Source organism: Halorubrum kocurii JCM 14978 (assembly GCF_000337355.1).
In the GTDB taxonomy this organism is placed as follows: Archaea; Halobacteriota; Halobacteria; order Halobacteriales; family Haloferacaceae; genus Halorubrum; species Halorubrum kocurii.
In genome coordinates, this window is the sequence record NZ_AOJH01000081.1 from 1 (window position 1) to 26149 (window position 26149).

General features: G+C 66.6%; 20 protein-coding genes and 2 pseudogenes. 12 read left to right on the forward strand and 10 right to left on the reverse strand.

Features of this window, described 5'->3' with window-relative positions:
• From gltB to C468_RS12845, 4 genes are all read right to left on the reverse strand, one after another.
• A partial coding sequence (gltB, locus tag C468_RS12835; RefSeq protein WP_008849327.1) for a glutamate synthase large subunit occupies positions 1 to 4129 on the reverse strand: 4129 nt, incomplete at its 3' end.
• 444 nt (positions 4130 to 4573) lie between these two features.
• Positions 4574 to 4741, reverse strand: coding sequence for an HEWD family protein (locus C468_RS18700; RefSeq protein WP_008849328.1), 168 nt, complete (start codon positions 4739 to 4741; stop codon positions 4574 to 4576).
• Between the two features lie 71 nt (positions 4742 to 4812).
• Complete coding sequence (locus C468_RS19020; RefSeq protein WP_241431011.1) at positions 4813 to 8064, reverse strand: hypothetical protein; 3252 nt, start codon at positions 8062 to 8064, stop codon at positions 4813 to 4815.
• A gap of 265 nt (positions 8065 to 8329) precedes the next feature.
• Complete coding sequence (locus C468_RS12845) at positions 8330 to 9004, reverse strand: DUF6517 family protein (protein WP_008849330.1); 675 nt, start codon at positions 9002 to 9004, stop codon at positions 8330 to 8332.
• Positions 9005 to 9224: 220 nt separating this feature from the next.
• On the opposite strand from C468_RS12845, the gene C468_RS12850 reads away from it, so the two are divergent.
• The gene (locus C468_RS12850; RefSeq protein ID WP_008849331.1) at positions 9225 to 9965 is read left to right on the forward strand and encodes a hypothetical protein; all 741 of its coding nucleotides are present in this window, start codon (positions 9225 to 9227) and stop codon (positions 9963 to 9965) included.
• A gap of 67 nt (positions 9966 to 10032) precedes the next feature.
• Here the strand turns inward: C468_RS12850 and C468_RS12855 are convergent, their stop codons facing one another.
• Together C468_RS12855 and C468_RS12860 are read right to left on the reverse strand one after the other, a co-directional pair.
• On the reverse strand, positions 10033 to 10581 hold the full coding sequence (locus tag C468_RS12855; protein WP_008849332.1) for a DUF7097 family protein: 549 nt from the start codon (positions 10579 to 10581) through the stop codon (positions 10033 to 10035).
• Between the two features lie 12 nt (positions 10582 to 10593).
• A complete protein-coding gene (locus C468_RS12860; protein WP_008849333.1) occupies positions 10594 to 11940 on the reverse strand; it encodes an alkaline phosphatase family protein in 1347 nt (448 codons plus the stop codon).
• A gap of 134 nt (positions 11941 to 12074) precedes the next feature.
• Here C468_RS12860 and C468_RS12865 point away from each other — a divergent pair, with 134 nt between their 5' ends.
• The 8 genes from C468_RS12865 (at position 12075) to C468_RS12900 (ending at position 20720) form a co-directional block, all read left to right on the forward strand.
• Complete coding sequence (locus tag C468_RS12865) at positions 12075 to 13076, forward strand: PhzF family phenazine biosynthesis protein (RefSeq protein ID WP_008849334.1); 1002 nt, start codon at positions 12075 to 12077, stop codon at positions 13074 to 13076.
• Positions 13077 to 13262: 186 nt separating this feature from the next.
• Positions 13263 to 14213 carry a calcium/sodium antiporter gene (locus C468_RS12870; RefSeq protein WP_008849335.1) on the forward strand — a complete coding sequence of 317 codons (951 nt, stop codon included), beginning with the start codon at positions 13263 to 13265 and terminating at the stop codon, positions 14211 to 14213.
• 364 nt (positions 14214 to 14577) lie between these two features.
• Positions 14578 to 16005 carry a D-aminoacyl-tRNA deacylase gene (locus C468_RS12875; RefSeq protein ID WP_008849336.1) on the forward strand — a complete coding sequence of 476 codons (1428 nt, stop codon included), beginning with the start codon at positions 14578 to 14580 and terminating at the stop codon, positions 16003 to 16005.
• Between the two features lie 216 nt (positions 16006 to 16221).
• Entirely contained in the window at positions 16222 to 17379 is a 1158-nt protein-coding gene (ftsZ, locus tag C468_RS12880) for a cell division protein FtsZ (RefSeq protein WP_008849337.1), read from the forward strand.
• Positions 17380 to 17617: 238 nt separating this feature from the next.
• The gene (locus C468_RS12885) at positions 17618 to 17794 is read left to right on the forward strand and encodes a protein translocase SEC61 complex subunit gamma (RefSeq protein WP_008849338.1); all 177 of its coding nucleotides are present in this window, start codon (positions 17618 to 17620) and stop codon (positions 17792 to 17794) included.
• Positions 17794 to 18246: a transcription elongation factor Spt5 gene (locus C468_RS12890; protein ID WP_008849339.1), complete on the forward strand. Its 453-nt coding sequence runs from the start codon at positions 17794 to 17796 to the stop codon at positions 18244 to 18246. Before C468_RS12885 ends, C468_RS12890 begins: the two co-directional genes overlap by 1 nt.
• 112 nt (positions 18247 to 18358) lie before the next feature.
• Positions 18359 to 19321 carry an archaeosortase A gene (artA, locus tag C468_RS12895; RefSeq protein WP_008849340.1) on the forward strand — a complete coding sequence of 321 codons (963 nt, stop codon included), beginning with the start codon at positions 18359 to 18361 and terminating at the stop codon, positions 19319 to 19321.
• Positions 19322 to 19472: 151 nt separating this feature from the next.
• Complete coding sequence (locus tag C468_RS12900; protein ID WP_008849341.1) at positions 19473 to 20720, forward strand: MgtC/SapB family protein; 1248 nt, start codon at positions 19473 to 19475, stop codon at positions 20718 to 20720.
• Between the two features lie 66 nt (positions 20721 to 20786).
• Here the strand turns inward: C468_RS12900 and C468_RS12905 are convergent, their stop codons facing one another.
• The 4 genes and pseudogenes from C468_RS12905 to dph5 form a co-directional block, all read right to left on the reverse strand.
• Positions 20787 to 21161, reverse strand: a complete 375-nt coding sequence (locus C468_RS12905) for a CBS domain-containing protein (RefSeq protein ID WP_008849342.1) — start codon at positions 21159 to 21161, stop codon at positions 20787 to 20789.
• A 117-nt stretch (positions 21162 to 21278) separates the two neighbouring features.
• Positions 21279 to 21665 carry a CBS domain-containing protein gene (locus tag C468_RS12910; RefSeq protein ID WP_008849343.1) on the reverse strand — a complete coding sequence of 129 codons (387 nt, stop codon included), beginning with the start codon at positions 21663 to 21665 and terminating at the stop codon, positions 21279 to 21281.
• A gap of 63 nt (positions 21666 to 21728) precedes the next feature.
• Positions 21729 to 21881: pseudogene (locus tag C468_RS19340) on the reverse strand (diphthine synthase); the annotation flags it as partial.
• 22 nt (positions 21882 to 21903) lie between these two features.
• Positions 21904 to 22467, reverse strand: a pseudogene (dph5, locus tag C468_RS12915) (diphthine synthase); the annotation flags it as partial.
• 216 nt (positions 22468 to 22683) lie between these two features.
• Here dph5 and C468_RS12920 point away from each other — a divergent pair.
• The 3 genes from C468_RS12920 to lrpA1 all read left to right on the forward strand — a co-directional run bounded on the left by C468_RS12920 (position 22684) and on the right by lrpA1 (position 26057).
• Positions 22684 to 24579: a 2-oxoacid:acceptor oxidoreductase subunit alpha gene (locus tag C468_RS12920; RefSeq protein WP_008849345.1), complete on the forward strand. Its 1896-nt coding sequence runs from the start codon at positions 22684 to 22686 to the stop codon at positions 24577 to 24579.
• A gap of 3 nt (positions 24580 to 24582) precedes the next feature.
• A complete protein-coding gene (locus C468_RS12925) occupies positions 24583 to 25521 on the forward strand; it encodes a thiamine pyrophosphate-dependent enzyme (RefSeq protein ID WP_008849346.1) in 939 nt (312 codons plus the stop codon).
• Between the two features lie 107 nt (positions 25522 to 25628).
• The gene (lrpA1, locus tag C468_RS12930) at positions 25629 to 26057 is read left to right on the forward strand and encodes an HTH-type transcriptional regulator LrpA1 (RefSeq protein WP_008849347.1); all 429 of its coding nucleotides are present in this window, start codon (positions 25629 to 25631) and stop codon (positions 26055 to 26057) included.
• Positions 26058 to 26149: the final 92 nt, after the last annotated feature.

The window sequence follows — 26149 nt, forward strand, 5'->3', positions numbered from 1 at the left end:
CGTAGCCGGCCTCCTCGGGCGTGTTGATCACGATCCGACCGCCGGAGAGCCCCTTGCCGACGTAGTCGTTGGCGGCGCCGGACAGCTCCATGGTGATCCCCGACGCGAGGAACGCGCCGAAGCTCTGTCCCGCGTAGCCGTCGAACCGGCAGGTGACGGTGTCGTCCGGGAGGCCGTCGCCGCCGTGTTCGGAGACGATCCGGTTCGAGAGGGTCGCGCCGACCGCCCGGTCAACGTTCTCCACGTCGCGGGTGAGCGCGACGGGGGCGCCGTCCTCGATGGCCGGGCTGGCCTCCTCGATGAGGTCCCAGTCGAGCAGCTCGTCGATGTCGGCGTCCTCCTGCTCGCGGGTCTTCGTGCGCGCGTCGCCCGCAGGCTCGGCGATGACCGCCGACAAGTCGAGGTGTTTGGCCTTCTCGTGGTCGGTCTCGCGCTGGGAGAGGAGCTCGGGGCGGCCGATGAACTCCTCGACTTCCGTGTAGCCGAGCTCGGCCATGAGCTCACGGAGCTCCTGTGCGATGAACGTCATGTAGTTGATGACGTGGTCCGGCTGACCGGGGAAGCGCTGGCGGAGGTCCTCGCGCTGGGTGGCGACGCCGACCGGACAGGTGTTCTCGTGGCACTGTCGCGCCATCACGCAGCCGGCGGTGACGAGCGAGGCCGTCCCGAACACGTACTCCTCGGCGCCGAGCGCGGCGGCGACGGCCACGTCGCGGCCGGTCTTCAGGCCGCCGTCGGCAGTCACGCGGATGCGGTCGCGGAGGCCGGTCGCGCGGAGCATCTGGTTCGCCTCGGCGAGCCCGAGCTCCCACGGCAGCCCCGCGTTCTTGATCGACGTCTTCGGCGACGCGCCCGTGCCGCCGGAGTGGCCGGAGACGTGGACGACGTCGGCGTTCGCCTTCGCGACGCCCGCCGCAATGGTGCCGATGCCGGCCTCGGAGACCAGCTTCACGTTGACGTCGGCGTCGGGGCTCGCGGCCTTCAGGTCGAATATCAGCTGCTTGAGGTCCTCGATCGAGTAGATGTCGTGTTGCGGCGGCGGCGAGATGAGCCCGACGCCGGGGGTCGAACACCGGACGTGCGCGATCATCTCGTTGACCTTCTTCCCGGGGAGGTGGCCGCCCTCGCCGGGCTTCGACCCCTGCGCCATCTTGATCTGCAGCTCGTCCGCGCTCGCGAGGTAGTCGGCGGTGACGCCGAACCGGCCGGAGGCGACCTGCTTGACCGAGCACTCCTTCTCGGTGCCGAACCGCTCCGGCGGCTCGCCGCCCTCGCCGGTGTTCGACTTCGCGCCGATCCGGTTCATCGCGATCGCGTTGTTCTCGTGCGCCTCCGGCGAGATGCTCCCGAGGCTCATCGCGGCCGTCGAGAAGCGCTCGACGATCGACTCGACCGGCTCGACCTCCTCGACCGGCACCGGGTCGCGGTCGGACTCGAACTCCAAGAGCCCTCGAAGCGTCTGGAGCTCTTTGGTCTGGTCGTTGACCAGCTCCGCGAACTCGCGGTACTGCTCGTAGTCGCCGCCCCGGACCGCCTGCTGGAGCGTCCCCACCGTCTGGGGGTTCCAGCCGTGCTTCACGCCCGAGGAGCGGTGTTCGTACTCGCCGATCGTCTCCAGCTCGGGGTCCGCGCCGAACGCCATCGCGTGGCGCGTCCGGAGGTCCCCCTCGATCTCCGCGATCCCGATCCCCTCAGTGCGGATCTCGGTCCCCTCGAAGTACTCGGCGACGAACTCGGAGGCGAGCCCGACGGCCTCGAAGATCTGGGCGCCCTGGTACGACTCCATCGTCGAGATGCCCATCTTGGCCATCGTCTTGAGGAGGCCGTCCTCCAGCGCGTGGCGGTAGGCGGCCAGCGCCTCGCCCTCGTCGGCGCCGTCCGGGCCGGCGACCACGTCGGCGATGGACGCGTACGCGAGGTACGGGTCGACCGCGTCCGCGCCGTAGCCGACCAGCGTCGCGAGGTGGTGGACCTCGTGCGGCTCGCCGGACTCGACGACGAGCCCCGCGCGGTTGCGCAGCCCGTTGCGCACGAGGTGGTGGTGGACCGCCCCGGTCGCGAGCAGGCTCGGGACTGCCAGCCGGTCCTGGCCGACCGCCCGGTCCGAGAGGACCACGGCGTCGGCGCCGTCCTCGATGGCAGTCGCGGCGTCCTCGCGGATCCGGTTCACGGCGTCGACCAGCGACCCGTCGCGGTCGTACGTCACGTCGACGGTCACGGAGGTGAACGACGACGCGCCCGGTCCGTCGCCGTCTCCGTCGTCCGGCGCGCGTTCGCCCGGACCGGGGAGGTCGCGCAGCGCGGCCGTCTCCGCGTCGGTGAGCACGGGGCTGTCGGAGACGATCTGCTCGGCGTGTTCGGGCGTCTCGTCCAGCAGGTTGCGCTGGTCGCCGATCCGGGTCTCGAGCGAGGTGACGAGCTCCTCGCGGATGTAGTCGATCGGCGGGTTCGACACCTGCGCGAACAGCTGTTTGAAGTAGGTGAACAGCGGGCGGTCGACGTCGGCGAGCACCGACAGCGGGGTGTCGTCGCCCATCGAGCCGACCGGGTCCTTCCCGTCTTTCGCCATCGGCTCGACGAGGTGGTTCAGCGAGTCGGTCGTGTAGCCGAACGCCGCCTGGTGGGCGCGAACGGTCGGTTCATCGCCGTCGGCGTCGTCGGGAAGCGGGTCGATCCCGGCGGCGACGCCGTCCTCCGCGACGAGGTCGTCGAGGTCGACCTGCCGCTCGGCCACCCACTCGCCGTACTTCTCGTCGGTGAGGTCCTCGAACACCTCGTCGTCGGGGACGATCCGCCCCTGCTCGGGGTCGGCGACGAAGATCTCCCCGGGCTGGAGCCGGCCGCGGCGCCGTACGTCCGCCGGCTCGGTCGGGAGCGCGCCGACCTCGCTGCCGACGATCAGTCGGTTGTCCTCGGTCACCTCGTACCGGCACGGGCGGAGCCCGTTTCGGTCCAAGACGCCGGCGACGCGGTCGCCGTCGAAGCCGATGACGAGGGCGGGGCCGTCCCACGGCTCGACGAGCGAGGCGTGGTAGTCGTAGAAGTCCGCGCGGGCCTGCTCCATCAGGTCGTCGTCGCGGAACGCCTCCGGGATCAGCATCCGGAGGGTGTGCGGGAGGTCGCGGCCGGCCTGCAGGAGGAGTTCGACCGCGTTGTCGACGCTCGCGGTGTCCGACTGGTTCGGGTCGTCGATCACCGGCTTGATCGTGTCGAGCTCCGCGCCGAACGCCGGGTGGTCCAGGTCGTTCTCGCGGGCGCGCATCCAGTTGACGTTCCCGCGGATCGTGTTGAACTCGCCGTTGTGGACGATGTTGCGGTACGGGTGGGCCAGGTGCCACGCGCCCAGCGTGTTCGTCGAGAACCGGGCGTGGACCAGAGCGACGTGGCTCGCGAACCGCTCGTCGGTCAGGTCCGGGAAGTAGCCGGCGAGCTGCGAGCCCTTGAGGAGCCCCTTGTACACGACGCGCTGGCGGTCGAGCGAGCAGACGTAGAACCGGCCGGCGCCGTCGACGTCCGACACCGCGTTCTCGATCTCGCGGCGCGCGGCGTACAGCGCGCGGTCGAACCCGAGGATATCCGGGTCGACGTCGTCGGGGCGCGTTTCCCCGCTGGTGAACCGCTCTGCGAGGCCGGCGCCCTCGACCGGCGCGGCGAACAACTGGGCGACTTCCGGCTCCGAGTCCAGCGCCGTCGCCCCCAGGTCCGCGTTGTCCGTCGGAACGGAGCGCCACTCCAAGACCTCCAGTCCGTACACGGAGAACACCTCCGCGATGACGTCGTGGATCTCGGCCTGGACGCTCGGTTCGGTCGGCATGAACACGGAACCGACCGCGTACTCCTCGGGGAGGTCGGCGTCGACGACCTCGCGGAAGAAGCCGTCCGGGCGCGCGACCATGATGCCGGCGCCGTCGCCGGTGTCCTCCTCGGCGCCCGTCGTGCCGCGATGTTCGAGATTCTCGAGCAGTTCGACGGCGTCGGTGACCGTCCCGTGGCTCGGGTCGTTGTCGAGGTCGACGATGCCGCCGATCCCGCAGTTCGAACGCTCGTCCGTTACCGTCGCAAGCCCCCCACCGCGGCCCGAGAGATCCCGCTCTGATACCTCCCGGGTGTTACTACGTGGCTCGGTCATACTACTCACTCTGGATCCGTCGCTTAAAGGTATGACCCTGATAGGGGTAGGATCCATCGTACACACATTAGGGAATATAAGGTAATTATTCATCAGGGGTGTGTACCAATGATCCAATTTCTGTTCGATCAGAATATACCCGGTTCTGAGTAAACAACCTGCTGGGCTTCGGGTTTCTTCGAGACGTTACCGGTCGAATTCCGTCCGCAATTCACCGAACGTTAACTCGATGCTGCGGGACCTCTCGGAGGCGACCTCGGACGTGGGCGACGACCGATCGAAGCCGGTGCGAGCAGGGGGCGGTAAGAGAAGGGGGACGTGCGAGCGGGAGGGCGGTGCGAGCGAGCGGATAACAACAGCGGCGAGACGGCGCGAACGTGGGGACGGCATCGCCGAACGGGGGACCGATCTCGTCGAACGGCGGGCCGCGTTCCCGAGCCGGCGTCACTCGCTCAGCGGGGTGAACGTCCCGTTGATGTCCCACTCGTGGATGCAGTAGACGTTCCCGGGATCGTCCGTAATCCGCCAGCCGTCGGCGTCGTCGTCCCACCGCTCCTCGCGGCCGCACAACTCGCATTTGCGCTCCTCTGGTGGGGTGATGGTGACGCTCATACGCAAACGGAGGGTGTGGTCCAGCAAAAGGATACCGCTGACACCGTCACGATCCAACGATTGATCGCCACTCAGCGGGGGCGTCGCCCCCGAGCCGCGGTCAGCAGCGCCGCCGCGAGGGCCGCAAGCGACTGCAGCGGACCGAATCCGGGAACGTCTTCGGCGGTCGCCCGGACCGGCGCGTTCTCGTAGGTCGGCGTCGCTCGCTCCGCGTCCCCAGCGCCGGTAGCGCTCGACTCTGCGCCGTCGGTCTCGCCGCTCGCGGTGCCCGTTTCGTCGTCGCTCGCGCCGGCCGCCTCCCCGTCGATCGACGACGCCTCTCCCTGACTCGCGTCGGCGGCCCCAGGCCCCTCGCCCTCCGCGGCCGCCGGCGCCGACACGGCGACCGGCCCGTCCAGAAGCGGCGTCCGCCGCTCCGCGCTCGGGGGAGGGCCGAATCCGTCCCCGCGGAAGGGGTCGGTCCCGTCCGCGTTCTCGTCCGCCCCCGGTGCGCCGTCTGCGTTCGGTGCGCCTTGGGGACCGCCCCCCGCCTGGTCGGGTGAAGGTGAGTTGCCCGCTCCGCCTCCCGTGCCGCCGCCCGTTCCGCTTTCGATGCCGCCTGCTTCGCCTCCCGTACCGCCGCCCGCTCCTCCTTCCGTACTGCCGCCCGTTCCTCCTCCCGCGCCGCCGTCCGCTCCGCCTTCGGTGCCGCCGTCCGCTTCACCTTCGCTGCCGGCACCCGCTCCACTTCCTGTGCTGCCGTCCGCTCTGCTGCTCCCGTTTCCCGTCGGGTCTCCGGACCCGATCTGCTCGGGATCGTCGCTCGTCGACCCGTCACGGCCGGCCCCGTCGAACGTCACCATCGACGTCACGCGGTGGCCGTCTGGCGGGTCCGACGCGGCCTCGCGGAGGTGGTCGTCGGTCACGCGGAACTCGGCGGTGAACTCCTCGCCGGGCTCCGGGCCCCCGTTGGTGGGGAGCGCGTCGTCACCGTCGGCGACCACGTAGAGTCCGGTCTCGTCGACGTGAACGGTCGCGTCGCGCGGGGTCTCCCCGAGCGCGTCGCTCGTGGTCAACTCGTCCCCGTCTCCCGCCGACCGAACGCCGAACGCGAGACCCTCGAGGCGGTCGAGTTCGGCGCCCGTCTCGGGCGTCGCGTTCCTCGCCGCGGAGAGTCCGGTCAGTCCGGTCGCGTTCACCGCGTAGACAACGGTGTCGTTCGCGGCCACGCGCTCTGACCGCGACAGGGTCCTGTTCTCGATCGCGTCTCGTACCGCCGCCGCGCTTTCGAACTCGGACTGGTTCGCTTCCGTCCCCGTGTAGGTGGTGAGTCCGTTCGTCGACCGTCGCGCGAGCGTCACGTTCGCGTCGTCGCTCGTCGTCGCGATCCCCTGTTCCGAGCGGACCGCGATCTCGTAGTCTCCCGGCGGAAGCGTCTCGTTCGCTTCCGAGCCGGTGACCGATTTGATCGACGCCCCCGAGCCCGTGACGCTGATGCTCTCGTTGAGAGAGCCGTTCGCCGCCACGTATGTGTTGAGTTCGACGGTCGTCTCGCCTTTGTCCGGCGTTTCGAGTTCGACGGTAGCGACTGTGGTGTTGCTACTAGAATCTATTATATCAATAAATGTATTATTATATGTATTTGATATTTTTATGGGAAGTATCTGTCCGGAGAGCGCTGATCCCCCTGATTCCGGAAGATCTGATTCCAGATTTTTATCTCTCAATACGGTCACTGTTTTGTTACTTGTATCTCTAGAATTGATATCTTCGAATTCTATTTTATACTTCCCACTCACCGGAACATCAATTATTTTGCTTGCCATTTCTGTACTATCTGAAATAACTGATTTAGAGATTATATCCGAATCTTTGTGAACAGTAGCAGCCACATCGCGTTCTTTTTGAGCAGATCCGAACCTAGTGAGTATTCCTTTTTTCACTGATGTCGTGGGTATCTCTGGAGATAGGGACGAGTTGACGACCTGGATTTGCGTTTGATTGATTTTTGTTTCTGACTGAATCACATACTCCCCTTCTGAAAGCATTGTTGTGTTGATTATATTTACATTACTCCTGTCCTCAATTGGAGTCTGTTTCATAGTTTGTTCCTCTGAAGATCGTGAAATTGAAGTCTTATTTGCGTTTAACCCGATATACATACCCCGAGTCGCCGTAATGTTTGTCTGATTTTCTATCGTGCGGACAATCCGGTGTGGAGAGTAACTCCTATTAGAATATGTGCTTTTGTAATGTTTTGATCCAAGATTATTGGCAGATACCCTCTTTATGTATGGTGAGTTATTACTAATTCCTGTACTTGTGTTATTCAGTAAAATATCCACTCGGTTATTATCAATCTTATATTTCTCAGTGTCTTCCCTAAGATCAATTGTCAACTCAGGCTGATCAAAAAATTTTATAGAGAACTCTCCCTGTTCTGTTCCTATTTCAGTATTAAATCGGAGGGATAGGACAGAGTTAGTCCCATTCTCCAATGAGGAAGTGTTAAAATGATGTATTGGTCTTTGAACTACTTTTATTGGAATTGGTAATCGAACAGAGCGGTTATCTACTGCATATATGACTTCTGTACTCGGTTCTGATTTTCCTGGATGAATTGTTGCTGCAAGTTCTATTTCCCCACTTATATTTTCTGTAGTAATATTTATTCTCTTATTTTGTCCTTGAGAAGTCCCGAGTTGTTGACCTAATTCTCCATCTTTAGATCTCTTCCAGATTACCACATAATCTGTGCTGTTGATGAGTTCTAAATTTTCAAGATATACGGCCCCTGTATCATTATCGTAGGTATTCTCTTCAAAACTGACTTCCGCAGTAGATTCTATACTAAAATGGACGTATTTTTTGGAATATCCCTGTTCTATACTGTATTCTATATCTCTTTTTGACTCTTGTATCTTGTTATTATACAAACTCACATTGCTTGTGTCGATATTCGATATTTTTATATCAAATTCAGATCCGTCCGGAATTGACTCATCAACAACAATTGTTGCGTTCTCCCCATGTTGGTTTTTAATGTACACTCCGGACTCAGGCACATCTTTTCGATCCGCTACCGTATATGACGAATTTGCTCCATCTAGCTCAGCGCCTTTGTTAATTAAATCACCCACTCGAATCTTGATATCCTCATTTCCACGGCGTGTTTCAATGTCTCTAATTGTTTGACTTTCATTATGTCCGATATCAACATTATCTGCACTCCCTACATTCCAGATCGCTCCGCTTGCTGGTATTACACTAATAACCGAAAGCACACCCACTGAGAGAACGAGGATACAGATCGCCGCCCGCCGGATAGTTGATCTCCGAGCCATATCGTGTCTGAGGGCGCAAGAGCGGCGGCTATCAGACTCTCAGACCGCAGATCGCGACGGCACGAGCCCGCACCGCAGTCTCGCAACCCGAGGTAGTAGGCATTCGGGCTGATTAGTTATAAATGGGTTGCGGACCGCGAAGCTTCTGCCTACGGAAACATCGTCGCCTACGGCGACGTAGTCATGCGATTATGATCGTCCCGTTCGACGTGGAAAACGGCGTCTACGGAAAAGTCGTTTTATAACCCGGAGTGCGATCGAGCGACTAGTGTTCGACCTGCTCCATCAGGGACAGGATCGACTCGGAGGCGTCGACGGCCGTGGGGTGGACGCCGACGAGCGCGATCACGTCATCCCTGTGCTGGACGGTCCCCACGTACAGGAACACCGGGACGTCTTCGACCTCGTCGCTCTGTCCGTCGCCGGCGTTGACCTCGGCGTCGAGGGTCGTTTCGAGCTTCGCGATCTCCACCTCCGTCCCGAGGATGGTGCGGGTCACTGATCCGCGGTCTTCGATGCTGCTCGCTTCGATATCTGTTCCTTCGCCGCCGATACCGCGCTGATCGACCTGTTCTAACAACCGGCGAATCAGTTCCGTGTTGTCGGCGCGAACCAGCGGATTGACCGACTGCCCGCCCACGGACGCGTCCGGTGTACTCGCCACGAACAGCGCGGACCCGTTGTCGGAGTTCCTGTATCCGGCGGTCCACGTCGTTGCGGACACCTGCGCGTTGACGCCGGCCACGTCGAACTCCTGTTCGATGGGGAACGACTCCGGTTCTTCTCCCTCGTACCCCGCTTCGGACGCGACCTCGTCCGGGACCCTGGCCGGTTCGGCGTCGAACTCGTAGCTGCCGTTCTCGCCGCCGGCACCGGCGCAGCCGGCGACCGCGACGGATGTCGATGCGGCGATCGCCGCCAGTAGTCCGCGTCTGTGCATACGGTGAATAGGTCCACTGGGAGGGTTAAGCGTATCGCCGTGGACACGCCGATCTGATAATCGCGCTGTTCGAGGTCGTTCTGGCGGATTGCGGCCGGTTGGCCGGCGGAGCGGTCACGTCGAACCTGCCGCAAATTCCGTGGACCGATCCAAGGCACAAAGTTCACGGTGTGTCGCCTGCGAGGTGAGCCAAATGGAACGCCGAGGACAAACTGGACTGGTGGAAGCGCTCCTCCTTGACGTCGTCCGCCTCCACGAGACGTGGATGGAGGTCGTCTTCCCAAGGCAGCTCGACCCGAGCGCGGTGTTGGGAAAGTGGAAACCGGAGACCGGCGTCCAAACGGTCGGGTACTACCTCTGGGCGGTCCTCGGAGCGCCGCTCGTGGCGGTGACGTACCCCCTCCTCCTCGTCGGGTTCGCCACCCGGTACTACGCGGCGAAGCTCGACTCTGCGGTCGCGCGGTTCGGCGTGCTGGGCGCGGTGATCGTCGCGACGGTCGTCTGGGGCTCGCTCACCCTCCTCGCGCACTTCCAACTCCCGACCGAGGTGATGCTCGGCATCGCCGGCGCCAGCGTCGTCGCCGTCGTCTCCGCCGGGCTCGCGGCCGGGTTCTCGAAGGTCGGGGGGCGGTTCGTCAGCGTCCTCCTCGCGTACCCGTTCGCGATGACGGCGATCTTTCTCCCGCCGGTCGTCGCCGGGCTACTCACCCCCTCGATCTCGAACGTAGTCCTCGACCCGAGCTACGAGCTCGCGCGGTGGATACTCGACACGTTCCTCGCCGTCGGCGGGATCAACGAGACGCTCCGCGCCGCGTTCGACCTGGAGACGTTCGGGGAGCAGTGGGGCGCTGCCGGGCTCGGGTACGTGCTGATGTGGGTCGGTATCTCCGTCCCGCTCGGCTGGTTCCTCGGACTGCTTGTCGCGCTGGCGAACCTCATCCGGCCGAAGCCGGACGCCTGACGCGACGCTCGACTGGTCCCTCTCCGATCGCGGTGCTGTTTTTGCCGTCGGCTCGTTCGGTTCGCCGCTACTCGTCACGGTCGAACCGCTCGCTCGCTGTCTCGAACGCGGATTCCGACTGCTCCCTGCTCCGCCTGTTCTCCCGCGCCGCGATCGCCTCGGGGTCGGGACTGGCGTCGTCGTCGATCCGGGCGAACGACTTGTGGACCTTCGTGTGACACCAGCGACACAGCGCAACGGTGATCTCGTGGGGACCGGCCCGGTCAGCATCTGCGGTATCGGATGCGGAGGAAGCGGCGTCCCCGTACGACAGGTGGTGTTCCTCCACCAGCGGACGGGCGTCGTCGTGCGCCAGCCGGACCTCCGGCAGTCCGCACCGGTAGCACTCCCGCCCGTCGGTCGTCGACCGGTAGTGGGGGCAGGCGTGCCACGCGCCGTCCGCACCGACGTGGCAGGCGTAGCCGTCACGGCGTCGGTCGGCGGCGAACTCGGGGTCGTCGCCCGCCCGGGTCAGCGCGAACCGACAGCGGCCATCGTCGGTGAGGTGGTCGCAGACGCCGGCGACCGCGTACGGGTCGTCGGCGCCGACCGGAGTCCCGTCGGGGGTGCGTTCCATCCCGGTCCCACCTCAGATGAGGCTCGCGCCGTCGAGGTCGGTCCGCCCGTAGTCGACGTCGAGCAGCCGCAGGAGCGTCGGCGCGATGTCGAGCAAGTCTGCGTCCTCGACCTTCGCGTCCGGGTGGTCGATGAACAGGGCGGCGTCCTCGAAGGAGTGCATGCCGGTCCGGGGACCGTCCGGGTCGAACACGGCGTCGTGCGACCGGAAGCCGGCCTTGAGGTCGAACCCCTCGTTGGGGATCACCACGAGGTCTGGCGCGATGGCGTCGTGGTCCCCGCGGAACACCGTCTCGCGCTCGACGACCCGCTTCGCGACGGGGGTCCCGTCCGGCCCCTCCCACGCCTCGAGCTCGGCCCGGAGCTCCTCGCGGACCGCTTCGTACTCCGACTCGGGGACGGCTCCGTCGGGCTCGCGCCCCTCCACGTTGAGGTAGAAGCGACCGGGGACGAGCGAGTACGCGCGGGCGTCGCCGTCGATGTCGGAGAGCGAGCCGTGGTCGTCGTCTTGATACGAGAGCCAGCCCTTGCGTTCGAGCCACTCGTTGCAGTACACGTCGTACCGAAGCCGCGTGAACCCGTGCGTGGAGCCGACGACGAGTCGGACGTCGTCCGGAAGAGCCCTCCGGATGGTCCCGATGTGTTCGTCGAGGGCGCCGTAGAACTCCAGCGCGTCCTCGCGGTAGGTGCCGTCGTCCTCGTAGTCGCCCCACAGGAAGTGGTTGATCCGGTCCGGGCTGGAGAACACGCCGACGAACAGGTCCCAGTCGTCCATCTCGACGTAGCGCGTGAACGCCTCCGCGCGGGCGTCGAGGGTCTGCCGGGCCTGTTCGATGAACTCCGTCTTGTCCGCTCGGTGGCCGAGCTTCGCGTTGACCGAGAGCCTGTAGTCGCTCTCGGTGAGGTATTTCCGAAGCTCCTCCGGGTGAGCGGCCTTGTCAACGTCGGGTGAGAGGTAACCGGAGACCATGCGCTGGACCGTTCGCTGCGGCGGGAACGTGACGGGGACGTTCATCACCGTCGCGTCGAGGCCCGCCTCGGTCGCGCGGTCCCACACCCGCGTCGCCTGCACGTCTCGGCCCATAGGGACGTAGGTGTCGTACGAGCCGACCTCACGGTCCTGAAAGCCGTATACGCCGGTCTCACCGGGGTTCACGCCGCTCGTGAGCACCGGCCAGCACGCGCTCGATTCCGGCGGCACGGCGCTATCGATCGGTCCCCCGTCGCCCTTGTCGGCAATCGCCGACAGCGTCGGAAACGCGTCCGGATTGTCGGCGACGAGGCGGTAGGGGAGCCCGTCGATCCCGATGAACGCCACGCGGGGCGTGTCGTTCCCTCGCAGCCGGTCGAAGAGGCCCATAGGGGTACATCCGCCGTCGAGGGCAAAAGGGTTGACATCGCTTCGCGAACAGTAACGTCCCGTTCGGCTGACGTCGTCTGACCGGAGTCCCGCCCTCTCGGGAGCCTTTTGAAGGCTCGCCGTGACGGTGGCGCATGGAGACGCGACGCACGCTTCTCGTCGACGCGTTCGCGGACGAGCCGCTGGCCGGAAACGTCGCCGGCGTCGTGCCGGACGCGGCGGGACTGAGCGACGACCGAATGCAGCGAATCGCCGCGGAGATCGGCGCCTCCGAGACCGCGTTCCTGTTCGACGGCTCCGGGGGCGGTGACGACGCGACCGAGTCCGACGTGGCAAACGCTCCCGGCGACGCTCCGGACGAGCGGCTCCGGTACTTCACTCCCACGACCGAGGTCGACCTGTGCGGCCACGCCACGATCGCGACCTACGGCGCCCTGTTCGCCGAGGGCGCGATCGACGCCGGCGACCGCACCCTCCGGACCGACGTCGGCGACCTCGAGATCGCGGTCGACGAGGACGGGACCGTCTGGATGCGGCAGAACCCTCCGACGGTCGACGTGATCGGGACGTCGGAGGGCGGCGACGGCGGTGACGGCGCGCCGGGCGCCGACCTCGACGCGGACCGCCTCGGCGACGCACTGGGGATCGATCCCGCGGCTCTGCGCGACGTGGGCGCCGACCTGCCGGTCGCCGTCGCCTCCACGGGGCTCCCGTGGCTCGTCGTCCCCGTGAACTTCCTCGAACGGCTCGGCGAGGCCGAACCCGACACGGCGGCGATCGAGGCGCTCTCCGAGGCGCACGGCGTGGCCGGCGTGTACGCGTTCACGTTCGACGCCCTTGACGCCGAGTCGACGCTCCACGGCCGGGCGTTCGCCCCGGCCGTCGGCGTGCCCGAAGACCCCGTGACGGGGACCGCGAGCGGCGCGGTCGGGGCCTACCTCCGCGAGGTCGGCGCCTTCGACGGCGACTTCCCCGACGAGCTGCGCTTCGAGCAGGGCCACTTCCTCGACCGACCCGGTCACGTCCGCGTCCGGGTCTCCGGCGACTCGGTTCGCGTCGGCGGTCGAGCGATCGTCTCGATGGACGGCGACCTGCGGGTGCCGGCCGAAGACGACGACGAGATCATCGAGGCGTAACGCCGCGCCGACGTGCGGACGGGACGCGCTCCGTCTCGGCGACGGCGACGCCGGAGGCCGAGCTCGTCGGAGTCCACGGACCGACCGACGCGCGCCCGAAACCCGTCGCCAACCGACGACGCTCCGCGGGTCCGCGACGCCCCGGAACCACGACGCTTTTTAAAACGGCGACGACAACCCGGAGCCGTGCTACTCGGGTCGCCGCTCACCGAACTCCTGTTGCTCGCCGGCGGCGCGGCCCTCCTGTACGCCGGCGCCGAGCTGCTCGTGAAGGGCGCCAGCGATCTCGCGCTCGCGATCGGGCTGAAGGCGGCGACGGTCGGCGTCACCGTCGTCGCGTTCGCGACCACGGCCCCCGAGCTGTTCGTCTCCCTCCTCGGCGCGATCACGGTGTCGACGGACACCGGACTGGGCGCGATCGTCGGCTCGAACGTCGCCAACATCGGGCTCGTGTTGGGCGCCTCCGCGCTGATCCGCCCGCTCGACATCTCACCAACCGTACTCAAACGCGACGTCCCCTTCATGGTGCTCGCTGCGCTGCTGCTCGTCGGTCTCGGCTGGGACGGAGAGATCGGCGCCTTCGACGGAATCCTCCTGCTCGCCGTCCTCGTCGCCTTCACCGTCGTCGTCATGCGCCGGGTCCAGCAGACCCAGTCGGGGATCTCCGCCGCCGAACGCGCGGAGATGCCGGAGGCGCGGGCCCGCGACGCGGCCATGGTCATCGGCGGAATCGTCGCGCTGGTCCTCGGCTCTCGCTGGCTGGTTCAGGGGGGCCAGTCGCTCCTCTCGGAGGCCGGCTTCTCGGACATCTTCATCGGGCTCACGGTGCTAGCGCTGGGGACATCGCTGCCGGAGTTGGCCGCCAGCGTCGTCGCGGCGATCCGCGGTGAGGCCGAGTTCAGTGTGGGCAACGTCGTCGGGTCGAACATCTACAACATCCTCGCGGTCATCGGCATCGTCGCCGTCATCACGCCGATCAGCGTGGCCCCCAGCGTGCGCGGCTTCGAGTTCCCCGCGCTGCTCGCGTTCACCGCCCTGCTGGTCGGACTGATGTACCGCGGCGACCGCATCTCCCGGCTCGACGGCGGCGTCCTCGTCGTCGGCTACGTCGCGTTCATCTATCTGCTACTGCCGTGAGCGCTCGGTGGACGTACCGGGTCGATGCGTCGACGACGAACGTGTTTATAAATAGAAACTCGGTAACTGCGGTGGCGCGTGCCTCCGAGTGGCCGATAGGTTACGAGTAGCGATGGACCGAAGGTCCCTCTGACAGCCGGCGGCGAAGCCGCCGGCGAGAGCACGCGCGAGGCTGGGGAGGCGTGAGGTGCGGTGCCGTGCGGTGGGGGCGGGAGACAAAGGGGCAGTCGCGAGGTGGCCTTCGTCGTCGATCCGCCGTCACCAACCACTTATAAACAATCGACCGGGCAGTCGGACGAACCCGTCACCGCCCCGTCGACGTCGTATCGACGGCTATTCGGTCGCCCCGCCCCGACCGAGATCCGTGATAGCGATCGTCGTCAGCCGGGCCGACAGCGCCTCGGAACACATCGGCGAGCACCTGCTCGACCTCGGTGACTGGGAGCGTCGCGACGACCCGAGCCGCCCCGACGCCGACGGCGGCGGGACGTACTACCGGACCGACGGGTTCGAACTGCGGGCGTTCGACGACCTCCACATCGACTTGGCGGACCCCGCGGCCGCGTTCGGCGGCGACGAGTCGACGGACAACGCAGAGGAGACCGACGCCGACGACACCCCCGAGTTCCTCGCGTTCGTCTCCCGTCACTCCGGCGAGACGGGGGCGCTGCTGACCGCCCACGTCACCGGGAACTTCGGCCCCGCGCCGTACGGGGGCGAGCCGGAGACGCTGGCGCGGGCCGCGCCGGGCGCCGAGAAGCGAGTCGTCGAGGCGCTGGCCGCGCACGCCCCCGAGGGGTACGACGTGGGCATCGAGTGCACCCACCACGGGCCGACGGCGACTTCAGTCCCGTCGCTGTTCGTCGAGCTCGGGTCCGACGAGCCGCAGTGGACCGACCCGGAAGCGGCCCGGGCGGTCGCGCGGGCGGTGCTCGACCTGCGCGGGACCGGCGCGGACCTGATCGACGAAGCGAACGCGGGCGGCGATCCACGCCCCCAACCGCACCCCCGCCACGTCGTCGGCTTCGGCGGCGGCCACTACGCCCCGCGGTTCACCCGGATCGTCCGCGAGACCGAGTGGGCCGTGGGGCACGTCGGCGCGGACTGGGCGCTTGGCGACATGGGCGCGCCCGACGCGAACCGGGCGGTGATCGAGCAGGCGTTCGCGCGGAGCCGCGCGGACCTGGCGGTCATCGAGGGCGACAAGCCCGACCTCGCGGCGACGGTCGAGGACCTCGGTCACCGGGTCGTGAGCGAAACGTGGGTGCGAGAGGTCGGCGATCGCCCCCTGCCGCTGGTCGAGCGACTGGAGGCCGACCTCGCGACGGTCGACGAGGGGCTCCGGTTCGGCGAGGTCGTTCCCGCGTCGGCCGACGCGGTCCGGATCACGCCCCTTCCGACGGACCTGCTCTCGCGGGCGCAGGGCGTCGATCCGGAGGCGACCCGCGCGGCCGTCGAAGCGAACGCCGTCGCCTTCGACACCGAGCAGGCCGGAACGCGAGCGGCGGGGCGGGTCGCGTTCGCCGCCGACGCGGCGTCGCCCGGGTACGGCGACCTCGTCGCGGGGTTGGCGGGTGTGCTGGAGCGCGGCTACGACGCGGTCGAAGTCACCGACGACGCCGTGATCGCCCGCGAGACCGCGTTTGATCCCGGGCTCGCCGCCGAGCGGGGAGTCCCGGAGGGACCGGCGTTCGGGCGGCTCGCAGACGGGGAGCCGGTCGAAATCGACGGCGAGACGGTCGCGCCGGGAGACGTGTCGCGGGCGCGGACCGACCGGTTCCCGATCGAGTAGCGTTCCCGATCGCGGTGCGGGGGCGACGTCGACTCGACCGCGTCAGCGAGAGTGACGCCACGCCGACGCGGCGGCAGCGCGATCGTCGGTCCGATTGTTCGTTTTTGATCGGTGACACGCGGGTTTTGGCGGCTCTGGGGACCGTCATCGGCCGTCTGACCCGCGTCAGACGATCGGGCAAAAATAAATACGTCCGGGTCGCAACCACACCATATAATGGACTCTATCGTAGAGGACGCCATCGACGAAGCCGAGGAATCTCCGGCGGACGACGCCGGGGAGGCCGGCGCCGGCGCGAACGACGCGGCCGCCGGCGCCCCGCCACAGACCGGAACGATGACCGACGAGGAGCTGCAGGACGTCCTCCAAGACCTCCAGACGAACATCACCGTCGTCGGCTGTGGGGGCGCCGGCGGCAACACGGTCAACCGGATGACCGAGGAGGGGATCCACGGCGCGAAGCTGGTCGCCGCCAACACCGACGTTCAGCACCTCGTCAACATCGAGGCCGACACGAAGATCCTCATGGGCCAGCAGAAGACGCAGGGCCGCGGCGCGGGCTCCCTCCCGCAGGTCGGCGAGGAGGCCGCCATCGAGTCCCAAGAGGAGATCCAGGACGCCATCGACGGCTCCGACATGGTGTTCGTCACCGCCGGCCTCGGCGGCGGCACCGGGACCGGGTCGGCGCCGGTCGTCGCGAAGGCCGCCCGCGAGTCGGGCGCGCTCACTATCGCCATCGTCACGACCCCCTTCACGGCCGAGGGCGAGGTCCGACGGACGAACGCCGAGGCCGGGCTCGAACGCCTCCGCGACGTGAGCGACACTGTCATCGTCGTCCCCAACGACCGCCTGCTCGACGCGGTCGGGAAGCTCCCCGTCCGCCAGGCGTTCAAGGTGTCCGACGAGGTCCTGATGCGCTCGGTGAAGGGGATCACGGAGCTCATCACGATGCCCGGGCTCGTCAACCTCGACTTCGCCGACGTTCGCACCGTCATGGAGAAGGGCGGCGTCGCGATGATCGGGCTCGGCGAGTCCGACTCCGACTCGAAGGCGCAGGACTCGGTGAAGTCCGCGCTCCGCTCGCCGCTGCTTGACGTCGACATCTCCGGCGCGAACTCCGCCCTAGTCAACGTCACCGGCGGCACCGACATGTCCATCGAGGAGGCCGAAGGCGTCGTCGAGGAGATCTACGACCGGATCGACCCCGACGCCCGGATCATCTGGGGCACCTCGGTCGACGAGGAGCTGGAAGGCGAGATGCGGACCATGATCGTGGTGACCGGCGTCGAGTCCCCGCAGATCTACGGCCGCAACGGTGAGGCTCCCGAGGGGGAGGCGGCTCCCGAGATGGAAGACATCGACTACGTCGAATAACCGCTTCGTCGACGGCGGAGCCCGGTCAGTTTCGGATCGAGCGCTACCCCTGCCGTTCCGTGTCTGTCTCCGCCGGCTCAAGCCTCTTTCCGCCAGTTCGTCTCTGTTTCCGTCGTTCCGTGTCTGTTTCCGCCCGTCTCGACCGATCTCCACCCGTTTTTGCCATCGCCCGTCGTTCCCGATCCGAGCGCCTCGCATCAAAAGGTAAAAACCGGATCGACTCCAACCGCTTCCTAACATGGACGTTCCGTACGACCTCAACAGCTACATTCGGGTGCTGAAACTGGCGAGCACGCCGGGCACTGGCGAGTTTCTCCAGGTGTCGAAGATCGCCGGGGCCGGGATCCTCCTCATCGGCTTCATCGGCTTCCTGATGTTCGCGCTCATGAGCCTCCTGCCGGGGGTCGGCGCGTAATGCCGATCTTCTCGGTCAAGACCACCGCGAGCCAGGAGCGGACCGTCGCCGACATGCTCGCGGAGAAGGAGATGCCGGAGATACAGGCGGTCATCGCCCCCGACCAGCTCACGAGCTACGTGATGGTCGAGGCCTCCGACGGGAGCGTCTTCGCCCGGATCCTCGACGAGATCCCCCACGCACGCGGCGTGATTCAGGGCTCCGAGGGACCGGCGCAGAGCCCCTTCTCCGAGGTCGAGCACTTCCTCTCGCCCACCCCCGACGTGGAGGGGATCGCCGAGGGCGACATCGTCGAGCTGATCGCCGGGCCGTTTAAAGGCGAGAAGGCCCGCGTCCAGCGGATCGACGAGGGGAAAGACCAGGTGACCGTCGAGCTGTACGAGGCGACCGTCCCGATTCCGGTGACGGTCCGCGGCGACCAGATCCGCGTGCTCGACTCGGACGAGCGCTGATCGGGTTGGGCATCTCTGCAGGAGTCAGCCGGTTTCGCGCGTCCGTCGAAACTACCCGAGGATTCGTCGGCAACGACAAGGGCTTTATCTGACGCCGACTGACGCTTCGGACATGTTCGGTTCCGGCGTACCGGCGGTTCTGACTCTCTTGCCGGACACGTTCACGTTCGCGTGGATCGTCGCGATCCTCTTCGGCGTCTCGTGGCTGCTCGACAGCCGCGGGCTCGCGGCGGGCCGGTCGCTCGCGGCCGGCACGTGGGCGCTGTTCGGGCTCTTCTGGCTGTCGACGGTGCCGTACTTCGCGTTCGAACACCAGAGCTACGTCGAGTCGATCCTCGCCCTCGTCGGGGTCCCCGCCTGCATGTACGCGGGCTATCTCCTGTACGACGGGCGGGCGTCGCTGTTCACCCTCACGCGGGCGATCGCGATCATGCTGTTCATCTACCTGCCGTTCGAGACGATCCCGGCGTTCTCGATCGCGGGGGTCGCGTTCCCCGAGCCGCGCCGGATCCTCATCGAGGTCGTCGCGACGCAGACCGGGATGCTCATCGACCTGCTCGGCTACGCGCCGGAGCGGGTGGCGAGCAGCGAAGGGTACGACGCGGCCTACCTGTGGACGCTCGACGACGGTCACACCTACCGGATCGACATCGTGCTCGCCTGTACGGGCCTCGGCAGCATGGCGATCTTCGGCGGGCTCGTCGCGGCCGTCGAGGCGCCCCTGCGGCGGAAGCTCCGCGGGCTCGCGGTGTCGGTCTCGCTCATCTACGTCCTCAACATCCTCCGGACCACGTTCATCTCGGTCGCCGCGGGCAACCAGTACATGCACTGGTACCCGGACGTCGTGTTGCTGATGTTCGGCGCGAGCGACCCGTACCGCGTGTCGTTCCTGATATCCGACCGGATCATGAGCCAGCTGCTCGCCGTCGTGGCGCTGATCGGGATCACCTTCCTGGTCGTGCGAGAGCTCCCGGAGCTCGTGGTCATCCTCGAGGACGTGCTCTACCTGCTCACCGGCGAGGAACACGATCTGACGCAGACCCTCGACCTCCCACGGGAGCCGACCAACCGCTGACCCGACGCCGCGCGGGTGGCCCGTGTCGAGGGTATATAATGTATAGTAAGCTATAGGCGTCGCTGTCGATTGCTCGGTGTATGGTCGCGCTGACTCGGTCGGCGGGGACGCTCCGGCGGCTCTGGCGGCGGCGCCGACGAGGTGACGCCCCGTGTTAAGCGCCATCGACCCGCTGGTGTACCTCCAGACGAACGTCGCGAAACTGGTCTTGGCGACCGTGCTGGGGATGTTCCTCGGACTGGAACGGGAGTGGTCCCAGAAGTCCGCGGGGATCCGGACCTTCGCGCTGATCGGCCTCGCGGCGGCCGTCTTCTCGCTGCTCGACGACGACGGGCTCCTGATCGTCGGAGGCGTGTTGATCGTCGCCATCGCGGTGCTGCTCGCGGTCCGGAGCTTCGTTGAGGAGGACGTCGACGGGCTCTCGCTGACCACGTCGGTGTCGATGCTCGTCACGTACGGGGTCGGCACGCTCGTCGCCGAGGAGTTCTTTATCGAGGCGGTGACGGTGGCTGTGCTCTCCTCGCTCCTGCTCGTGTTGAAACGCGAGCTCCACCAGTTCGCCTGGGGGCTCTCGCGCGAGGAGGTCCGCAGCGCGGTCGAGTTCACGATCCTCGCGTTCGTCGTCTTCCCGCTTCTCCCGGCCGAGACGATCGACCCGTGGGGCGCGGTCCAGCCGCGGCTCATCTGGTCGCTGGTCGTCGCCGTCAGTGCCATCGGCTTCGTCAACTACGTGCTCGTGAAGCGGTACCAGGGGCGCGGCTACGCAGTCACCGGCTTCTTCGGCGGACTCGTGAACTCCACCGCCGTCGTCGCGGAGATGGCGAAACGCGCGAAGGGTCGTGCGGACTTACAGGACATCGCGGTCGGTTCGATCCTACTGGCGAACGCCGCGATGGCCCTCCGGAACGCGGCGGTCGTCGCCGCGTTCGTCCCCGAGGCCGCCGTGGTCGTCGGCGCGCCGCTGGGCGCGATCACGGTCGCGGGCGTCCTCGTCGCGGTGTGGCGCAGCGACTGGCGGACGACGATGGGGGCGGAGCTGACCTCGCCGTTCAGCCTCCGGAACGCCCTAACGTTCGGCGCGCTGTTCCTCGCCGTGCTGCTCGTCTCGGCGGGCGCCGAGCGGGCGTTCGGCGCGGGCGGGTTCGTCGCCACGTCGTTCCTCGCCGGGCTCGTCTCCTCGGGGACGGCGACGACCACGGCCGTCTCGCTCCTCGGGACCGGACAGATAACCGTCGACACAGCAGTCGCGGGCGTCGTCGCGGGGACGGCCGCGAGCGTCCTCGTTAAGACCGCGTTCGCCGCGAGCATCGCGCGGGAACTGGTCCGGCCGGTGCTGTTCTGGAACCTCGTATTGATCGCGGTGGGGATCGCGGCCGGCGCGCCGCTGCTCCTCTTCTGACGGGCAGACAGGGGAACGGCCGCGACGTGTCGACTCGGGCGAGGTGGTCGGCGGCGACGTGTCGACTCAGGAGAGGTGCTCGGCCACGTCGGTCGAAGAGACCATCCCGACGTAGTCGTCGTTGACGACGGGCAGGTGTTTCACCCCGTACATCGTCATCATCGCCGCGACCTCCTCCATCATGAGGTCCGGCGTCACCGTTTCGACGTTCTCGGTCATCACGTCGCGAACCGTCGTTTCCTCGGGGTTCTTCCCCTCGGCGACGGCGCTGACGATGTCGCTCTGAGTGACGATACAGCCGCCCCCGGTCGTCACGACGAGCGCGCTGATGTCGCCGTCGCTCATCCGCCGCGCCGCCTCGCGGAGCGGTTCGCTGACTCCGATCGTCTCGAGCGGCGTCGACATGACATCGCTGACCCTGGTCCGGTCGTTCAGATCCATACACTGCCGTGTGTTATCATATCAGATGACTCTTCCGGCTGGCGCAACGAGACGGGCTCACGGACTCGTCTCCGACCGCCGGCCCCCGGTCGCCGGCGCACCGCGTCTACCGGCCGGCTACCGCTTCTCCGAGGCGTACGCGGTGAGGTCGGTCGTCGAGACCATCCCGACCAGTTCCCCGCCCGCCGCGACCACCGGCAGGTGCGTGTACCCCCGGTCGGTCGGCTCCGCGAGGTCTTCGACCGAGTCGTCTGGAGACACGGTGACGACGTCCGTCGTCATGAACGCCTCGACGGGGGTCTCGTCTTCGGGCTCGTTCCGCCGGACGAGCGAGACGAAATCGGTCGCGGTGATCAGCCCCGTCAGGCGCCTGTCCCCGTCGACGACGAGGACCGAACTCACACCGGTCTCCAGCATGCGCTTCGCCGCGTCCGCGGCCGCCGCTCCCGGTTCGATCGTGACGAGTTCGGTCGACATCAGTCGCTCGACGGGGACGTCTGTCATGAACTGTGATAACGCGAGACAGGGATATCAAACATCCGGTCGGCGACCCGACCGCCTCCGCGCTCACTCCTCGACGAGGTCCGCCGGCGCGCCCGCCAGCCCGGCCAGCGCGTCGGCCTCGACGTGGTGCAAGTCCCCGGGGATCACGAGCAGGTGCAGCGGGGCACCGAACTCGCGATCCGCGAGCGCGCTCAGGCTGTCGGCGGCGACCACCNATCAGAGATGTGTATAAGAGACAGGTCATGTACTCCTCGTGGTCCGGGTCGGGTCCGGTCGGTCCGGTCCCGACCTTGATGTCGAGGTAGACGACGGTGTGGAGCCCGCGCTCGCGGTTCGCCTCGATCGTGTCGATCACGCTCCCGGGCACGTCGTCGCCGCCGTGGGCGTACGGGAACGGGAGCGTCGTCGCCTTGCCGAACCGGTAGTTCTGGAGGCCCGTCAGACTCGACGCCGCAGACTGGGCGGTCACGCCGTGGACCACTCGGGTGTCGATCCCGCGCTCCTCGGCCCGTAGCCGGAGGTCGGTGTGCGTCGTCGAGATCATCGTGTCGCCCGCGGTGAGGAACGCCGCGTGACCGTCTTCTGCGGCGGCGAGAATCGCCTCTGGGTCCCGCTCGACGCCCTCGCGCGTCCGGACTTCGATCGCCGTGTCGTGGTACGCCTCCAGGTCGTCGACCTCAGCGCCGACAAGTCGGCTGGTGTAGAACTCCGCGAACACCCGGTCCGCTGACCGGAGCGCCTCGCGCCCCTCGACGGTGATCGAGCGCTCGTCGTAGAGGCCGAGTCCGATAAACGTGAGCATACAAGCCTTCGGACCGGCGGCGAGTAAAAGGGCGCGGAACGCCGACGCGCCCCCGCTGAGACGAGCAAACCAAACGGTCGATACTGATGGTTCTCGGGGGCGTGACGCCGAATATTAAAGGTCCTTCATGATCGTCTCTTGTGATTCCATAGCAAGCCCTAAGAGGTAACCAACACAAAGTCAACCTACTAGGCCCTCACGGGCTCACATACCACTATGACTGACGACGAACTCATCTGGCGGATATCGGGGGGATCCGGCGACGGGATCGCTTCGACGAGCCAGAACTTCGCAAAGGCCTTGATGCGATCGGGGCTCAACGTGTTCACGCATCGCCACTATCCGTCCCGCATCCGCGGGGGTCACACCTACACCGAGGTCCGGGCCTCTGCGGACCCGGTGGAATCCCGGGGAGACGGGTACAACTTCCTGCTCGCACTCGGCGACTCGTTCGCCCGCAACCCGCAGGAGAAATCCGTCTACGGGAACGAGGAGATCAAGCCGCTCTCGGAGAACCTAGACGAACTCCGCGAGGGCGGGGTCATCGTGTACGACGAGGGGCTTCTCGACGCATCCGAGATCCCGGACTTCGAGGAGCGCGCCGAGGAGAACGACTGGCACGTGTTCCCCCTCGACCTCCGCGGGCTCGCCCGCGACATGGGTCGTGAGGTCATGCGCAACACCGCGGGCGTCGGCGCGACCTGCGCCCTGACGGGCATGGACCTCAACCACGTCGAGGACCTGATGCGCGACGCGATGCCGGAGAAGATCCTCGAACCGAACCTGGAGATCCTCGAAACCGCCTACGACCAGGTTCGCGAGGAGTACGACGTGGACGCTCCGGACGTGTCGGTACCGACCGGCGAGCACGACGAGACGCAGCTGCTCATGTCGGGCTCGGACGCCATCTCCTACGGCGCCATCGACGAGGGATGCCGCTTCATCGCCGGCTACCCCATGACGCCGTGGACCGAAGTGTTCACCATCATGACCCAGAACCTGCCGGAGCTCGGCGGGATCTCCGAGCAGGTCGAAGACGAGATCGCCGCGGCCGCGCTCGCGGTCGGGGCCTCCCACGCCGGCGTGAAGGCCATGTCCGGCTCCTCCGGCGGCGGCTTCGCGCTGATGTCGGAGCCGCTCGGGCTCGCGGAGATGACGGAGACGCCCGTCGTCCTCGTCGAGGCCATGCGCGCCGGTCCGTCGACCGGAATGCCGACGAAGCCGGAGCAGTCCGACCTCGAACACGTCCTGTACACCTCGCAGGGCGACTCCCAGCGCGTCGTTCTGGCGCCCGGGACCGTCGAGGAAGCGTACGAGCAGTCGCGGATCGCCTTCCGGCTGGCCTACGAGTACCAGATCCCGGCGATCCTGCTGTACGACCAGAAGCTCGGCGGCGAGATGACCAACGTCCCGAAGAGCCACTTCGACCGCGAGCCCAACCCGACGCTCGGGAAGACGCTCTCCGAGGACGCGCTCGCCGACGAGCCCCACTCGACCGACGGGAAGTTCCACCGGTTCCAGCACGACGTCGAGGACGGCGTCTCCCCGCGCTCGATCCCCGGCCAGAAGGGCGGTCGCTTCCTCGCGACTGGCAACGAGCACAGCCCGACCGGCCACATCGAGGAGTCGCCGGACAACCGCGTCGCGCAGATCGACCGGCGGACCCAGAAGCTGGAGGCGATCCGCGCCGACCTCGACACCGAGGACACCGGCTCGTACGCCGGCCCCGAGGACGCCCAGTACGGCATCCTCACGTTCGGCAGCCAGCAGGGCACCGTCGAGGAGGCGGTCGGTCGCCTCAACGACGCCGGCGTCTCGGTGAAGTCGTACGGCGTCTCCGACATGCTGCCGTTCCCGACCGAACAGGTCGAGGCGTTCATCGAGAGCGTCGACGAAGTCCTCGTCGTCGAGATGACGGCGTCCGGACAGTTCCGCGGGCTCGTTCAGAAGAACCTCGGCCGCTACGGCGAGAGGCTGTCGAGCCTGTTGAAGTACAACGGGAACCCGTTCGAGCCCGCCGAGGTCGTCGACGGGTTCGAGGCCGCGATCATCGAGGGCGACGGCGACGCGTCCGGCCACCAGACCACCTTCGTCCCAGCCGCAGGTGACTAACCAATGAGCACGTTTTCAGCAATCGGAGAGGAGCGAGAGATCGACCGCGACGAGTACACTCCCGACGTCGAGCCGCAGCCGACCTGGTGTCCTGGCTGTGGTGACTTCAGCGTCCTGAAGGCGCTCAAGCAGGCGCTCCCCGAGGTCGGCCGCTCGCCCGAGGAGACGCTCCTGTGTACCGGGATCGGCTGTTCCGGCAAGCTGAACAGCTACCTCGACACGTACGGGTTCCACACGATCCACGGGCGCTCGCTGCCCGTGGCCCGCGCCGCGAAGCTCGCGAACCCCGACCTCGAAGTGATCGCCGCCGGCGGTGACGGCGACGGCTACGGGATCGGCGGGAACCACTTCCTGCACACGGCCCGGGAGAACCACGACATGACGTACATCGTCTTCAACAACGAGATCTTCGGGCTCACGAAGGGACAGACCTCCCCGACGAGCCCCAAGGGTCACAAGTCGAAGACGCAGCCGCACGGCAGCGCTAAGGAGCCGCTCAAGCCGCTCTCGCTGTCGCTGAACGCCGGCGCCTCGTACGTCGCTCGCACGGCCGCGGTCAACCCGAACCAGGCGAAGGAGATCATCATCGAGGCGATCGAGCACGACGGCTTCGCGCACGTCGACTTCCTCACGCAGTGTCCGACCTGGAACAAGGACGCGCGGCAGTACGTCCCGTACATCGACGTGCAGGAGTCGGAAGACTACGACTTCGACACGACCGACAAGGTCGAGGCCGCGGAGATGATGCGCGAGACGGAGGAGGCGCTCCACGAAGGGAAAGTCCTCACCGGTCGTTACTACGTCGACGACGACCGCCCGTCCTACGGCGCCGAGAAGCAGGCGATCGGCGAGATGCCCGAAGAGCCGCTGGCCGAGCGCTACTGGGACGACGACTACGAGTGGGAGCGCTCCCACGAAAAGTTCCTCGACAAACACGCCTAACGCCGGCGTAGACCGGGATCGCTCGCCGATCCCGCCGCGGTTCGCCGTCCGTTCGTCTCGTTTTTCGGTTCGCAAGGTATTTTTTCCGTGGTGACAAAGCAGTAGTCATGAGTACGGTATCGACGGAGGAACGGATCCTGTCGGTGTTAGAGGAGGACGCGCAGGCGTCCTGCGCGGAGATCGCCGACCGGGCAGACGTCTCGAAGCCGACGGTGCGGAAGTATATCGACCGCCTCGAAGAGAAGGGCGTGATCGTCGGCTACTCCGCGGAGATCGACCCGAAGAAGCTCTCGTCGCAGTCGATCGCGATGGTCGGGATGGACGTCGACTCGGGACAGTACGTGGGGGCGACGCGGGAGCTGAAGGAGCTCGACGAGGTGCAGGCGCTGTACACCTCCTCCGGCGACCACATGCTGATGGCCGAGGTCCGCGCCGGCGACGGCGACGAACTCGGCAACGTCATCTCCGAGAAGCTCCTCGGCGTGGACGGCGTCACCGCCGCGCATCCCTCCTTCCTGCAAGAACGACTGAAGTAAGCTCTGGACGGTCGGTTCGGCCCAGACGGATATTTCCTTTCGGTAGACGGGCGCGATAAGGAGCCCCCGCGTCGCCGAGCCGCCGGGCCGCG

Excerpts from the sequence above, each read along its gene's own strand:
- C468_RS18700 (WP_008849328.1), bottom strand. The coding sequence starts at position 4,741 with ATGAGCGTCACCATCACCCCACCAGAGGAGCGCAAATGCGAGTTGTGC.
- C468_RS12860 (WP_008849333.1), bottom strand. The coding sequence starts at position 11,940 with ATGGGCCTCTTCGACCGGCTGCGAGGGAACGACACGCCCCGCGTGGCG.
- C468_RS12925 (WP_008849346.1), top strand. The coding sequence starts at position 24,583 with ATGAGCACGTTTTCAGCAATCGGAGAGGAGCGAGAGATCGACCGCGAC.
- C468_RS12910 (WP_008849343.1), bottom strand. The coding sequence starts at position 21,665 with ATGACAGACGTCCCCGTCGAGCGACTGATGTCGACCGAACTCGTCACG.
- C468_RS12885 (WP_008849338.1), top strand. The coding sequence starts at position 17,618 with ATGGACGTTCCGTACGACCTCAACAGCTACATTCGGGTGCTGAAACTG.
- lrpA1 (WP_008849347.1), top strand. The coding sequence starts at position 25,629 with ATGAGTACGGTATCGACGGAGGAACGGATCCTGTCGGTGTTAGAGGAG.
- C468_RS12920 (WP_008849345.1), top strand. The coding sequence starts at position 22,684 with ATGACTGACGACGAACTCATCTGGCGGATATCGGGGGGATCCGGCGAC.
- C468_RS12890 (WP_008849339.1), top strand. The coding sequence starts at position 17,794 with ATGCCGATCTTCTCGGTCAAGACCACCGCGAGCCAGGAGCGGACCGTC.
- C468_RS12845 (WP_008849330.1), bottom strand. The coding sequence starts at position 9,004 with ATGCACAGACGCGGACTACTGGCGGCGATCGCCGCATCGACATCCGTC.
- C468_RS19020 (WP_241431011.1), bottom strand. The coding sequence starts at position 8,064 with ATGGCTCGGAGATCAACTATCCGGCGGGCGGCGATCTGTATCCTCGTT.
- C468_RS12865 (WP_008849334.1), top strand. The coding sequence starts at position 12,075 with ATGGAGACGCGACGCACGCTTCTCGTCGACGCGTTCGCGGACGAGCCG.
- ftsZ (WP_008849337.1), top strand. The coding sequence starts at position 16,222 with ATGGACTCTATCGTAGAGGACGCCATCGACGAAGCCGAGGAATCTCCG.
- C468_RS12905 (WP_008849342.1), bottom strand. The coding sequence starts at position 21,161 with ATGGATCTGAACGACCGGACCAGGGTCAGCGATGTCATGTCGACGCCG.
- artA (WP_008849340.1), top strand. The coding sequence starts at position 18,359 with ATGTTCGGTTCCGGCGTACCGGCGGTTCTGACTCTCTTGCCGGACACG.
- C468_RS12855 (WP_008849332.1), bottom strand. The coding sequence starts at position 10,581 with ATGGAACGCACCCCCGACGGGACTCCGGTCGGCGCCGACGACCCGTAC.